The organism is Vreelandella lionensis (assembly GCF_002087295.1).
Classification (GTDB): domain Bacteria; phylum Pseudomonadota; class Gammaproteobacteria; order Pseudomonadales; family Halomonadaceae; genus Vreelandella; species Vreelandella lionensis.
Genome location: NZ_MWVI01000099.1, coordinates 110536 through 124509 on the forward strand (window position 1 = coordinate 110536; position 13974 = coordinate 124509).

Annotated in this window: 11 protein-coding genes and 3 pseudogenes; 8 read left to right on the plus strand and 6 right to left on the minus strand. The window is 55.2% G+C overall.

From position 1 onward, the window contains the following. Positions 1-75 precede the first annotated feature (75 nt). Positions 76-1467 carry a Si-specific NAD(P)(+) transhydrogenase gene (gene sthA, locus B4967_RS16540; RefSeq protein ID WP_083026398.1) on the plus strand — a complete coding sequence of 464 codons (1392 nt, stop codon included), beginning with the start codon at positions 76-78 and terminating at the stop codon, positions 1465-1467. Positions 1468-1534: 67 nt separating this feature from the next. Here the strand turns inward: sthA and B4967_RS16545 are convergent. From B4967_RS16545 to leuS, 5 genes and pseudogenes are all read right to left on the minus strand, one after another. Further along, positions 1535-2474, minus strand: a pseudogene (locus tag B4967_RS16545) (PA2778 family cysteine peptidase). A gap of 10 nt (positions 2475-2484) precedes the next feature. Next, a complete protein-coding gene (locus B4967_RS16550) occupies positions 2485-2883 on the minus strand; it encodes a PA2779 family protein (RefSeq protein ID WP_054640985.1) in 399 nt (132 codons plus the stop codon). A 99-nt stretch (positions 2884-2982) separates the two neighbouring features. After that, complete coding sequence (holA, locus tag B4967_RS16555) at positions 2983-4050, minus strand: DNA polymerase III subunit delta (protein ID WP_083026399.1); 1068 nt, start codon at positions 4048-4050, stop codon at positions 2983-2985. Next, complete coding sequence (locus B4967_RS16560; RefSeq protein WP_243470664.1) at positions 4047-4559, minus strand: LPS-assembly lipoprotein LptE; 513 nt, start codon at positions 4557-4559, stop codon at positions 4047-4049. Before B4967_RS16560 ends, holA begins: the two co-directional genes overlap by 4 nt. Beyond that, positions 4556-7138: pseudogene (gene leuS, locus B4967_RS16565) on the minus strand (leucine--tRNA ligase). Before leuS ends, B4967_RS16560 begins: the two are co-directional and overlap by 4 nt. Before the next feature lie 162 nt (positions 7139-7300). Between leuS and B4967_RS16570 the strand changes: the two are divergent. Next, positions 7301-7819: a zinc ribbon-containing protein gene (locus B4967_RS16570; RefSeq protein ID WP_083026401.1), complete on the plus strand. Its 519-nt coding sequence runs from the start codon at positions 7301-7303 to the stop codon at positions 7817-7819. Positions 7820-7822: 3 nt separating this feature from the next. Here B4967_RS16570 and B4967_RS16575 read toward each other — a convergent pair. Then, positions 7823-9133: pseudogene (locus B4967_RS16575) on the minus strand (hypothetical protein). 586 nt (positions 9134-9719) lie between these two features. On the opposite strand from B4967_RS16575, the gene B4967_RS16580 reads away from it, so the two are divergent. From B4967_RS16580 to B4967_RS16610, 6 genes are all read left to right on the plus strand, one after another. Beyond that, entirely contained in the window at positions 9720-10328 is a 609-nt protein-coding gene (locus B4967_RS16580) for a hypothetical protein (RefSeq protein ID WP_083026403.1), read from the plus strand. A 350-nt stretch (positions 10329-10678) separates the two neighbouring features. Then, entirely contained in the window at positions 10679-11578 is a 900-nt protein-coding gene (locus tag B4967_RS16590; RefSeq protein WP_083026407.1) for a hypothetical protein, read from the plus strand. A gap of 145 nt (positions 11579-11723) precedes the next feature. Further along, complete coding sequence (locus B4967_RS16595; RefSeq protein WP_207953650.1) at positions 11724-12158, plus strand: hypothetical protein; 435 nt, start codon at positions 11724-11726, stop codon at positions 12156-12158. A 76-nt stretch (positions 12159-12234) separates the two neighbouring features. Continuing rightward, positions 12235-12651, plus strand: coding sequence for a GFA family protein (locus B4967_RS16600; RefSeq protein WP_083026408.1), 417 nt, complete (start codon positions 12235-12237; stop codon positions 12649-12651). 31 nt (positions 12652-12682) lie between these two features. Beyond that, on the plus strand, positions 12683-13093 hold the full coding sequence (locus B4967_RS16605; protein ID WP_083026530.1) for a thiol-disulfide oxidoreductase DCC family protein: 411 nt from the start codon (positions 12683-12685) through the stop codon (positions 13091-13093). 195 nt (positions 13094-13288) lie between these two features. Then, positions 13289-13969, plus strand: coding sequence for an NAD(P)H-binding protein (locus B4967_RS16610; RefSeq protein ID WP_083026410.1), 681 nt, complete (start codon positions 13289-13291; stop codon positions 13967-13969). The last annotated feature ends 5 nt before the right edge of the window (positions 13970-13974 follow it).

Genomic DNA, 13974 nt, shown 5'->3' on the forward strand with positions numbered 1-13974 from the left:
CGCTCGCTTAACCGCGGGCGTTTACGTATGCGCTAATGAATTGATGATGTCAGGGAACAAGGAGATCCAAACCGTATGGCGGTTCACAATTACGATGTCGTGGTGATCGGTACCGGCCCCGCCGGAGAAAGCGCTGCTATTAATGCTGCTAAGCACGGTATGCGGGTGGCGATAATTGAGAAACAGGCCCAGGTAGGCGGTAACTGCACCCACTGGGGCACCATTCCTTCGAAAGCGCTGCGCCATCAGGTAAAGCAGATCATGGCGTTTAACACCAACCGCATGTTCCGCGATATCGGTGAGCCCCGCTGGTTCTCCTTCCCAAAAGTGATGGAGCGCTCGCGCGGTACCATCGACAAACAGGTTGAAATGCGCACCACTTTTTATGCGCGTAACCGCATTGACCTGTTCCACGGCGTCGCCCGCTTCAAAGACGAGCACACCGTTGTAGTGCGCGACCGCCAAGAGGGCATGGAAGAGCTAGTGGCTAAGAAAAGCGTTATTGCCACCGGTTCGCGCCCTTATCGCCCGGCAGATATCAACTTCCGCCACCCGCGTATCTACTGCTCCGATACCATCCTGAGCCTGTCCCACACGCCGCGTACGCTGGTAATTTTCGGCGCGGGCGTTATCGGTTGTGAATACGCGTCCATCTTCTCGGGGCTTGGCGTGAAGGTAGATCTGATCAACAACCGGGATAGCCTGCTGTCGTTCCTGGACGATGAGATCAGTGATGCGCTCTCTTATCACCTACGCAAGCACGGCGTGCTGATTCGTCATAACGAAGAGTACGAGAGTGTCGAGGGTGATGAAGCAGGCGTAGTGGTACGCCTGAAATCCGGTAAGAAAATCCGTGCCGATGCATTCCTATGGGCCAACGGCCGTACTGGTAACACCGACAGCTTAGGGCTGGAGAACATCGGCCTGGAAGCGAATGGCCGGGGCCAGCTCAGCGTGGATGAGCACTACCGCACCTCGATTCCGCATATTTACGCGGCGGGCGACGTCATTGGTTGGCCAAGCTTGGCCAGTGCCGCCTACGATCAGGGCCTAAACTCCTGTAACGAGCTGCTGGAAAAAGAGTACCGCTTTGTCAGCGATGTCCCGACTGGTATCTACACCATCCCGGAAATTAGCTCTTTTGGCCCCAACGAGCGTGAGTTGACTGAAGCCAAAGTGCCCTATGAAGTGGGCAAGGCGTTCTTTAAAGATACCGCTCGCGCCCAAATCACCGGCGACACGGTGGGCATGCTGAAAATTCTGTTCCATCAAGATACGCTAGAGATTCTGGGTATCCACTGTTTTGGCGACCAAGCCTCCGAGATTCTGCACATCGGTCAGGCGATTATGCAGCAGAAGGGCGAAGCGAATACCCTGAAGTACTTCGTGAACACCACCTTCAACTACCCGACCATGGCAGAAGCTTACCGGGTGGCGGCGCAAAACGGCTTAAACCGCGTCTTTTAAGCGGCCACAAAAAGGGGGCGCTATGCCCCCTTCGTGTTTATAACCATCCCCTTCCGTTAGCCATACCTTATAGCGATTCCAACAGCTGCTGGGCGCGGGGCTGCCATTCTCCTTCTAGTGAAGCAGCTTGGCTTAGTGACTTCCTGGCGGCGTCGCTATTCTCTTGCTGAAGCTGCAAGATGGCTAGGTTAAGCCATGCGGCCCCCATGGCGGGGTCTAGTTGGGTAGCGGCTTCAAACGCATCTAACGCTGCCTGGGGTTGTTCTGCTGCGTAAAGCGCATTGCCTAACGCGAACTGCCCCAACGGGTTGGCGGGGAAGCGTTCGCCAAACGCCTGCCAACTGCTGAGCGTTTTTGCAGGCCCATGCTGCTCTTCAAAGGCGCTAATCGCTTCCAAGGCGTTGCGGGCGGTCACGCCCTCCGGCAGACTGCCCGGCTCGCTGACCACAAACCCCCAGCGCTCAGTACGTGCCCACGTAGCATCAAAACGGCTAAACGACAGGGTGTGCCGCTCGATTTCACCGCTGCGCAGAACAAGCGTCTCGTTAGGCAGATCAAAGCCAATTGCCACCGCGTAGTGCCACATGGGGAAAGCGGGCAGGGCAAGGTTCTGCATCACTACCACCGGGTCGCCAGCTTCCAAGTGAGTGAGCAGTGCATCCATGGTGCCGCGAATAGGAATCGCCAACTGCTCGTAGCGGCGCACGGTGGCCAGCATTTCTGGCTGAACGCTGCCGTCACGCCCTGGCAAAAAAACCTGAGGAATCAGCTCGTCTAAGCCTAGCATCGACGCCTTCGTGATTGAGCACCATGGCCAAGGTAGCTGGGCCGCACTGGTATTCCGTTTGGGCGAAAAACGGCACCTCGGTAAGCTCGGTTTGCGGCGTCAGGCTCGCTTTGGTGCTTTCAAGCAGTACCGGGCTGCGTGCGCAGCCGGTTAGCAGTAGAAGCAGCAGGCTTAACAGTAAAACGCCCGCAGTGCGGGCGTTAACATAACGGTTCATCATCGCGGATGAATTAGCGTGTGAACGGGTAAACATCGGTTAAACCGAGAATGTCCGTTACCAGCAGAATCACAAATACCGCGAACAGCGCACCAATCACACCAGCACCGGCGGGCAACTGCTCAAGCTGCTGCGCCATTTGCTGGGCTTCGGCATCGCTCAGGGCCGCCACACGCGCTTCAACGTCAGCAGGATTAACACCCTGCTTTAGCAGTTGATCTTGCACATCGGCACGGGCGAGGATTTCATTGATACGCTCGCGGTCCGCACCGGCACGGTCGCCTGCTAAAACAGACTGCGTTGATACCAGATCCATGCCTTGCGGGGCGGTAGGGGCCGCCACAACGGGCAGGCTGGCAAACACTAACGCAGCAATCAAAAGGGTCGAGAGGTAAGCACGCACTGTTTTCATTGTCTTCATCCTTAGACTTATCGGGGAGCAAGCTATGAGTAGCTTGAGTGATTAGTATAGAAACAAACAGCGAGTGTTTTAAGACGAAAATGCAAAGTGCTAATTATTTGCACTAATGCGATAGGTCCAGGGCGTTTCCGCCAGGATGCCTTTTGCCCCTGCCATGGTCATGGCGAGGTCGTGCAGCCCCGGCCATAGCGGCACGGCAGATGCCCCTTTCACCGCTAAATCCAGGCGCTGGGCCATTAGTAGCAGTTTGTGTAAACGCTTCATGGAAAGGCGGCTAATGGCTTTTTGATAGGACGGGCGACGTTTATCAAAAATCATCGGCTTTTGGGTTTTACAGGCGTGCTCAAAGCTCTGGCCCTGATCCAAATGCTGATGCAACGACAGCAGAGTGCGCAGCTCGCGGGTGAGCGCCCACAGTACAATCGGCGCTTCGACGCCTTCGCTTTTTAGGCCGTTCACAATCCGCGAGGCACGGCTGGGTTCGCCCTTCAAGCAGGCATCCGCCAGATTGAATACATCAAAGCGGGTGCTGTCTTCCACACCTTGGGCAATATGTTCGACGTTGAGCCGGGTGTTAGCCGGGTAGATCAACGCCAGCTTTTGCAGCTCTTGATCAGCCGCCAACAGGTTGCCTTCGGTACGCTCACCCAGCAACCGTGCCGCTTCCAAATCAATCTGCAGGCCATGGTGAGAGGCTCTGTCGCGAAGCCAATAGCCAAGCCTTGAGGCATCTACCGGCCATACGGGAACAAAAATTCCCTGTTTATCTAAGGCTTTGAACCAGGCGCTTTTCTGCTGCTTGGCATCGACTTTGCCCATGCTGACCAATAGCAGGTCGTCGCTGCCATCCATCATTTCCGCATATTGAGCAAGCGCCTTGCTGCCTTCCTGCCCCAGCTTCTGATTACCCATGCGCAGCTCTAACAGCTTGTTGGAGGCAAACAGCGAGAGGTTGCTGGCGGTTTCCAAGAGCCGCCCCCAGGCAAAGTTGGGCTCTACATCCAGCACTTCCCGCTCTTCGATACCCGCTTGGCGAGCGGCGGCGCGCACTGCATCGCAGGCATCGCGGTGCTGCAGCGGCTCATCGCCCGCCACAATTACCGCTTTGGGCAGTTTTTTGGCTAGGGCAGCGGGCAGTTGGTCGGCAAATACCTTCACCGCGGCGCCTCAAGGTTGGCTAAGCGTTCCACAATACGCTGGGCAAGCTGCCGAGTCAGTGTCTGCTCGGCCTCTTGGAACAGCGTCTCGCGGTTCAACAGATCATCATCGCTTACCCGAATCCGCGTGCTGGTGGCCAGCGTTGCGTTATTCAGCGCGTAAGCGTTAGTTTCCCGTTGCTGAACCGAGAGCGTAGTGCGCAGCGTTAGCTCGTGTTCGCGGCTGGCGCGGCCATCGGTGCCAATGCGCCGCTCCTGCAGCGTCGGTGTGCCCAGAGTGACGCGCCAGGGCGCGCCGCTTTCTACCTCGGTGCCTAACTGCTGCAGGCGAGTGCGAAGCTGCTGGGCGAGGGCGCTAGTATCGTCGCCCTCTATCGAGAGTGCGGGCAGGCGCGGCATGGATTCCGTGCCGCGCAGGTGGAACCCGCAGCCGCTGTGCAGCACCGCCGCCGAGGCGGCGATGCTAAGCGCGAGGAAACGACGGCGCGTTATGGGTTGGGCTGGCTTCATCCACTCACCACAATGTTAACCAGCTTGCCGGGCACCACGATCACTTTACGGACCGTTTTGCCTTCCAAATGGCGCTGGACGTTTTCGTTCTCCATCGCCAGTTGCTCGATGGCGGCTTTGTCGGCGCTGGCTGGGGCTTCCAGGCGGGCGCGCAGTTTACCGTTCACCTGTACCACCAGCTCAATGCTATCGCGGGTTAGGGCGGCTTCGTCTACTTTCGGCCACTGGGCTTCGATGGCGGGCTGCTCATGGCCCAACTGTTGCCACAGGGTGTGGCACAGGTGCGGGGTAATCGGGGCCAGCAGCAGCACGCAGGCTTCCAGTGCTTCACGGCTGACCGCGAGGCCCAGTTCAGACGTATCGTCGAACTTAGCCACCGCATTAGAAAGCTCCATCACTGCCGCAATGGCAGTGTTGAAAGTAGTGCGGCGGCCAATGTCGTCGCTGGCTTTCTTGATGGTTGCGTGGGTTTTGCGACGCAACGCTTTTTGGTCGTCGTTGAGTGCATCGACGTTCAGCGTGCCCGGCGTGCCCGCTTCCAGGTGCTCGGTAACCTGACGCCAGATGCGCTTCAGGAAGCGATGCGCGCCTTCAACGCCAGAATCGGACCACTCCAGTGATTGCTCGGGGGGTGCTGCAAACATCATAAACAAGCGCACGGTGTCGGCACCGAACTTGTCGATCATCGACTGCGGGTCCACGCCGTTGTTCTTCGACTTGGACATCTTCTCGATGCCGCCCATCTCAACGGGCTGGCCGTCGCTCATCAAAATGGCGCTCAGCGGGCGGCCTTTCTCGTCGCGCTTCACTTCCACATCGGCGGGGTTAACCACTCTTTACCGCCGTTATCTTTAATGCGGTAGAAGTTTCGGCGATCACCATGCCTTGGGTGAGCAGCTGCTGGAACGGCTCGTCGGAATCGACCATGCCGAAATCTCGCAGCAGCTTGTGGAAGAAGCGGGCGTAGAGCAGGTGCAGAATCGCGTGCTCGATACCGCCCATGTAGAGGTCCACCGGCAGCCAGTAGTGGCGCGCTCATCCAGCATCGCTTCGTGGTTATCCGCACAGCAGAAGCGAGCGAAGTACCAGGAAGACTCCATGAAGGTGTCGAAGGTGTCGGTTTCACGCACCCAGCCGTCGCCCAGCTCGGAGAACTCCGGCATCTTCTTCAGCGGCGAACCGGAGGCATCCACGGTGACTTCCATGGGAAGCGCAACGGGCAGCTCGTCATCGGAGAGCGGCACGGTTTGGCCTTCCGGGCCGTACTTCACCGGAATCGGCGCGCCCCAGTAACGCTGGCGGGCAATGCCCCAGTCACGCAGGCGATAGTTGGTTTTAACTTCGCCACGGCCCAGCTCGGCCAGCTTGGCGGCAATGGCATCAAACGCGGCTTGGAATTCCAGACCATCGAACTCGCCGGAATTAATAAGCGTGCCGTGCTCGGTGTAAGCGCCTTCCGAGATATCCGGCGTATTGCCGTGCTCGTCGGCCACTACCGGCTTCAGCTCAACGCCGTACTTGGTGGCAAATTCCCAGTCGCGCTGGTCGTGGGCGGGTACGGCCATGACCGCGCCGGTGCCGAACTCCATCAGTACGAAGTTAGCCACGAATACCGGTACTTCTTCACCGCTTAACGGGTGAATGGCTTTATGGCCCGTGGCCATGCCCAGCTTCTCTTTGGTGGCCATTTCCGCTTCAGAGGTGCCGCCTTTGGCGCACTCTTCACAGAACGCTGCCAACTCGCTGCTCTGCTCGGCGGCTTGTTTTGCCAGCGGGTGACCAGCGGCCACGGCCATGTAGGTCACGCCCATCAGCGTATCCGGGCGGGGGGTGTACACCGCCAGCCGCTCGCAGGCGCTGCCATCGGCGGCTTTAATATCAAAGCTCAGCTCGACGCCACGGGATTTACCAATCCAGTTGCGCTGCATGGTCTTGACCTGCTCGGGCCACTCGACGTTATCTAAATCCGCCAGCAGCTCATCGGCGTAGTCGGTAATCTTTAAGAACCACAGCGGGATCTCTTTACGCTCAACCGGCGCGCCGGAGCGCCAGCCGCAGCCGTCGATGACCTGCTCGTTGGCGAGTACGGTTTGGTCGACCGGGTCCCAGTTCACCGTGGACATCTTCTTGTACACCAAGCCCTTTTCCACCAGCTTGGTGAAGAACCACTGCTCCCAGCGGTAGTAGCTGGTGTCGCAGGTAGCGAATTCGCGGCTCCAGTCGTAGGCAAAGCCCAATGCCTTCAACTGGTTGCGCATGTAATCAATGTTTTGGTAGGTCCACTTGGCGGGCGGCACCTGATTTTGGATCGCGGCATTTTCCGCCGGCATCCCGAACGCATCCCAACCCATGGGCTGCATGACATTTTTACCCTGCATGCGCTGGAAACGTGAGACAACGTCGCCGATAGTATAATTACGCACGTGGCCCATGTGCAGCTTGCCGCTGGGGTAGGGGAACATGGATAGGCAGTAGAACTTTTCGCGGTTGGCGTCTTCTACGGCTTTAAAGCACTGGTGCTTTTCCCAGTACTGTTGAGCATCACGTTCAATATCGCGGGGGCTGTAATGTGCGTCCATCGGTGTTTTCAATGCCTTGGGGTCATTCGCCCAAAAAGGGCGCAAAGTGAATAATAGATGACGACTGTCAGATAAGTAGCGTCGATTGTATCCTATGCGGGTGTATCCTTGAACGGCTAGCCGATCATAGGCATCACCTGTGGCAATAAAAGGAGAGGACCCATGGAAAAACATAACGATCACCGCCTCCGCGAAGGCTACGAGCGCCTGTTGGAACGCATGCAAGGCGGCGCCAACGAGCTCACCTGGGACAATCTACAAAAGGATTTGGACGACGCCGTTGCCTTTGAGGCCGAGCTTGAGGAGTACACCAAAGACGAGCTGGCGCTGCTGCGCGCCTGGGTAGAGCGTGACTTAAAAGATATGCGTTACTACATGGCGGATACCGGCAAGCAGGTGGCGAGCTGGCTGGGGGTCGATATCGACCAGCTCTCACGCCGGGTGGCGGAATCACTGCTTTCCATTGCCGACCGCAGCGTGGTAGACCGCGAACGCTTTGAGGACGACCTAGAAGCCGCCCGCGCCGACTACTGCGAAGGCGAAATCGCCGCCCCGGGGTTAATGGCCTGCACCCACTGCGATGCCCAGGTAATGCTTAACGAAGTCTCGCGGTTGGAACCCTGCCACCAGTGCGGCCACCGCTACTTCTACCGCTTCCCCAATAAAATTGTCGAAACCTAATTTTTAACCTAGCCAAGCGCTCAAGCCTGCGATCGCCCCCAGCGAGAGCAGGCTCATTATCGCCGCGTAGGGCAGGTTATCTTTCATCATGCGATAACCGCTCACCCCATAACGCCCCTGCAAGGAAAGGTTAATACCGGAAAGCGGCCCAACGCTGGTGCCCACCGCCCAGGCGCTTAACGCCACAAAGGCGAATAGCGTTTGCTCGCCACCGCTTAAATCCAAAATAGACGCCAGCACGGAAACGCCAATAATTGGGTGCAGCCCCACCAGCGCGCTCAGCGTAATGGCAGCAAAGCTGGCCATGGCCTGCCACGTACCAAAGCGGGCAAACAGCGTCCACTCATCGCCCGCAGCGGCGGCCACCAGCGTCGAAAGCCCTAATGTTAATAACCCCGCTGCCAAAAACAGCGAAATCTCCCCACGCATGGCGGGAAGCCGGGTAACGGTGTGCTGGCGAATGCGCCGCAGGGTAAAACGCGGGCCTTCCCGCAGGTTGCTTAACAGCGCCACTCCCGGCAGTAAAAAGGTAATGATGCTGACTATAGTGAGCGACGGCGTGATCCAAAAGTGAAACAGCATCACCAATGCCGCCATGCCCGCAGGCATCAGCAGGCTGCGGGGCGAAAGCGAAAAGCCATCTACCTCGGTTAAATCAAACCGCCGCCGCAGCTCCAGCGTGGTTAATAGCCCTGAGAGCATAGCAATCGGAAAACCCACCACGGCAATCTGGGCATATTGACCGAAGGCACCAAGGCAATTACCACCGCCATAGAAGCAAAGAAGGGCGACCAAAGGGCCGCGCTGCTTAGCCCACGGTTCAGCGCCAATAACTGCGGTGTGGTTAACGGCGCACGGCGAGCCAACCGGTCGCCCACCATAAACACCGTGGAAAGATTCAAAACCGTGCCAAGGAAATGCACCCCCAGCCAGGTACGCAGCACGCCATCCGCACCGGTTACCCGTTTACCCGGTGCACGTTTGTTGCCCTGGGTGCCAATCAGCGAAATAAAGCTCACGCCCACCAGCATAGTGGCTACAAACACGTTGCCTTGCAGCATGGCAGCCAGTTTACCGCCGCGCCGTACACCGCTTGAGCCACCACCAGCATCACCACGCCAAGGGCAATCAACACCCCCGCTGAATGCGCGAACGCTTGGAAATACCCCGCCACAGCAGCGCCACCGCCGCCCACAGCAAATAGCTCACCGCCTGCGCGGTCGGCACCGCCCCGGTAAAGCCCACTATCTGCGCCAAAAGCCCCAGCAGCACCAACACCTCCGCCAAGCGCTGCCGCGTCGTTGTCTCTTGCATCTCAATCCCTTACTGGTTGAGTTAGCAGGCTAATCGGGTTTGCAAGAGAAGGCTAGTAGCAAGAAGTGACGGGGTAAGTGAGATAACAGGTGTCATAGATGGCAGATGTGGGAGGTGACAGAGTTGAAAGATGGCAGATGTGAGAGGTGACAGATGACAGATGGAATAGACGTGAGAGATGGAAGGAGTTGGAGATGACAGGAGTGGGAGGGCGCTTCAGCGCGCGATGATAAAGCCAACAAGCCAACGATAACGCACCGATCCCGTAGCGCGGCGTAACGAACGAAGTGAGGCACCCGCGAAGCACCGCAACGCGGTGCCATAGCGCCACGCAGGCCAATCAGGCACAGCAAAAAAATTCACCTAACGCGTGACCTAAGCTAAATTTGTTAATAGAGTGTGATTAAGCAGGCAAAAAAAGCGGGCACGATAATGGGGTATATGTAGCCTAGCCTAAGGCAGTGGGGTTTTAAATCAATGGATTAGGTGATTTTTTGGGGCTGTATAATATCAATGGCTGTGACGGCATAGTTATTGGGGTTATGTGGTGGGCTATATAATTAATGTTATATTTTTGGGGGCTTAGATGAACATTGAGGCATCGCTAAAGGACGCTATTGAAACAGGCGAGGTTCTTAAAGTCCGGTATCACGGGGGAAGCCAATCCGGTGCACTTCGTGAAATTGCACCAATTTCTGTTAATGGCGACAAGGTAAGAGCGCGATGTTACTCATCCGATGCTGTCAAAACTTTCGTTATAAGAAAAGTTGAGATTGTTGGCTTTGCTAAAAAAGGGGATGAATGGCAGAAAGGGAAAGAGCAGAAATCTGAATATGTGAACTTGTCTTGTGTTTTCGAAGAAAACGCCAATTTATTCGACAAGCTCGGATGGCATATAGAGTCTGAGCTATCTGGCGACCGACAATTTCTGAGTCTGCATGCTCGCTTCAAAAATGGAAATCTAAAAAAAGGTGCTGAGATTGAGTTGTCATACGAAAAGTACGCATATGAAATGGTCGTGGATTGGGTCTCGGACTCGGAATATATAGAGCCAGTGCCGGAGATAACCAGAGAAAGGAAACGCCCTTGGACTGCTCGAGCTAAAAAAGAAGCAACGAAAAGCTTCGGTTCGCTAGATAAGGCGGCAGTTCCATTCTTAGAATGGGCAGAAAAATACGCTCCTTCTAAAAATTGAGCCAAAATAAAACAAGGCAAAGCTCTCGGATGTCAAAAGTTCCGCTTCGCTTCACTTTTGTCGCCGATGTTTGCAGAGTTAGGGCGCTTTACTGGAGGCAACATGATCATTGCGGTTCTCTTTAACTCCGATGACCCCAAGTTTGGGGGGTACTACGGACCGCCAATTCGAGACAGGATTTTTGCAACGGGTGTCCTCCAATCATCAAACCGCCACATGAAGGTAAAGTTGGTGATGTGCTTATCTACTCACGCGCGCGAACATACCAAGATTATGAGCGAATAGCTGAGGCAACCTACTTTGGAACTACTTGGTCGCGCGTAAAGGAGGAACGCATTCGAGGTTCGTACATGCGTGAAACAATCTGGGCATGGATCATTCAGAATGTTACTCACCAGATTGCAGAGGATCTTGACAATGCGCTTTCATCCGAGAGCTCCTACCTGGGCCTACATGCCGTTTACTATTCATACCCGCAGCATCTTGCGCTTTACAGAAACTCCATGCCGGAGTACTGCCGAATTATTGGCAATGTTTGCGTACTACCATACTCAATGGGTAATGAAGACGAAATAGACGAGTCTGAGGCAGAGCATCTACTTACCCTTGGATTCACGAAAGTAGATTGGGAAGATCGCGGGGCACACGGAACAATATTTGACGACTACGACACTCTTGAGCATTTTCAGCAAGTGCGTGACGTTCAGGCTATTTTTGCACGTGGCTTGCCTGAAGGAGACTATGAAGCTGAAGAACTCGTAATGTTGATGGAGGATCTGAATCCGCGCCTTTTCAACACACTTGGTGCAGCAGTTCGAGCTGTCTCGCGTGCTCAGAATGAGGAGGATATTGCGCATGTGGGAATTTCCGGACGGCGGTACATCGAGCAGCTTGCAGATGTGCTGTTTCCGCCGCGTGCAGAATTGCACAATGGACGCAGCGTTACAAAAGTCAAGTTTCGGAATCGAATTTGGGCGTTCATTTGCCAAGCTGTTGCGCCGTCGATTGAGAATCGTGACGAGGAAATTCGACGACGTGGCCTAGAAGTGGATCGACTCATTGATGAGGTTAACTCGATTATTCATGGCATGCCGGACAAGACTCGTGCCCTAAAAATTTTGTTCGACCTAGCAACGCTATCTATCGATCTATTAAAACTAGACCCTACCGTTACTCGAAGACCGTATGATGCCTTCAACGACAATATTCTGAAGTTTCTTCGAGAATCACTAGATGACGAAGCGACCTAACCACTCGTTTGAGGCGACCAGCGCGAAAATCCAAGCAGGCGCTTCAACTCAACGTTAGGCGCCGGAGAAAGGATCTCGTCGCATGGATAGTCATTAAAGGCTTGTAGAAATTCATATTGCGCAGGCGAGGTCGAGAGCATTGCGCTTGTTTGCCTTCACAAGCGCCGTCTTTCCCGGTGAGTGGAGCAACCAGTGGATAGAGACAATAGTTCCAGACCTCGTTGAATTTGCTTTCCATGCAAGGAAAGTCAACGAGTTTTGCGGTCTGATGAACCATCCATTCCCGTCAATAAACGTTAAGCTCGTATCAATATCAAGCGGTGACCCAGGGGACTGGGAAACCAGCTATCGCAACGCGCTCAATGCTTTGATGCACATGCGATCTTTTGTGGTGGGCAACACCCACTCAGATCATCGACGGATCTTTCTGGCATCAGAAGCAAATCTGATTACTGTATACATAAGGGTTTCGACAGATAAATTCCCTGCAACAACCATTAGCATCTTTGGTCTGGTAAATTGCTTTCTCAATGAGGTGCTCCCACAAGTGCGCATGAAATATCCGAGCTTCGCTTTCTAGCGCTAAGTTCCTAAAAGTGCGCCGGTGCGCTCTGGCGTTATACTCGCACGAGCCGCAAGTAATAAAGGTAAAACTGATGCCCGATTATCTTGGTTCTTGCCTATGTGGCAACACAAAATTTGAAGTGCAAGGCGACCTCGATAGCTTTTACCTGTGCCATTGTCAGTATTGCCAAAAGGATACTGGGTCCGCTTATGCAGCCAATTTGTTTTTGAAGTCAGCCAAGTTGACTTGGTTGGAGGGCTCAGAATCTGTGACTACCTTCACGCTTCCTGGCAGTCGTCACAAGAAAAGCTTCTGTAAGTTCTGTGGTTCAGCACTGCCAAGCCTTCAAGAGGCAGGTCTGCTCGTCATTCCCGCTGGGTGTTTGGATACGGAGGTCTCTATGCCACCAACAGCACATATCTTCACATCGAGAAGGGCAGCTTGGGAGGAGGCGACGAGCGACGTTCCAGAGTTCGAGGGGCTTCCAGAGCCAACCAAGCGTGCATGACCAAGCGATTAACGAGACGCTAAACGAGCCTATGAACAACCCCCATATCGTCATATTCGATGGTGTTTGCAACTTCTGTAACGGTGCAGTGAATTTCATCATCCACAGAGACCCCGAGGGAGCTTTTGCATTCACCCCAATGCAAAGCGAGTTGGCGCAGGAGCTGACGCAGGGCTTTAACGTGCCCGATGTGGGAATGGACACCTTGGTACTTATCAAAGATGGAGAGCGTTACGTCCTTTCAGATGCGGCCCTTGAGATCGCCAAAGACCTGAAAGGGCCGTGGCGGTTCTGTTATGCATTCAAGGTTGTGCCCAAGCCGATTAGAGACGCGGTTTTCAAGTTATTCGCTCGGAATCGTTATAAGCTCTTTGGTCAGAAAGATTTTTGCATGGTGCCGTTAGCAGAGGTGAAGTCGCGCTTTGTAGGTATCGACAATTAGCCTGTATGCGGGTGTTTTTTTCAACCAGACGTTGGTGGGGGTGGTAAGTGCTTGCATGCTATTTATCGAGGTGGCGCGGCCTCGCGGGTGCCTCGCTAATCGCTCGTTACCACGCGCTACAACCTCATTCTATGCCTGCCAGTGCCGTTCTGATCCTGTGTTTATGCCATTAACATCATAAGGAAATGTTCACCCATGCCCACCGCCATCGTTCTTGGTGCTACTGGCGCTATCGGCCAGCAGCTTGTTACTCAGCTTACCCAGCGGGGTGAGGTGGAAAGCGTCATCGTAATTACCCCCCGTGAGCTGGATCTTACCCGTGAATTTCCCAACGCTATCATGTCCAAAATCCAGCCTGCGTTGCTCAACTTCGACCAGTTAGAAGACCAAGCCGCCAAGTGTATGCCCGCAGCTGCCGTGGCCTTTGTGGCGTTGGGTACCACGAAGAAGCAGGCGGGGAGTAAAGAGGCGTTTCGCCGTGTGGATTATGGATTGGTGCTGGCCTTTGCGCGGGCCTGTAAAACGGCGGGCGTTAGCAGGTTAGGCGTGGTGACGGCGCAAGGGGCGGATGCGCGTTCTTCGATTTTTTATAACCGCGTGAAGGGCGAGGTGGAGCGGGATATTCAGGCGTTGGGTTTGCCCTGCGTGTTTTTTGCTCGGCCTTCGCTGTTATTGGGGCGGACGGAGGATGGGCGGTTGGCGGAGAAGTGGGCGAGTGTGCTGTTGGCCCCGGCGGCGCGTTGGTTGCCGCGCTCGGTGCGGCCGATTGAGGTGGGGTATGTGGCGGCGGGGATGATTGATGTGGCGTTAGGTGGGGTGGGTGAGGGGGCTTCGTTTGTGTTGTCGAATGCGGAGATGCATCGGTTTGGGGAGTGATAGGG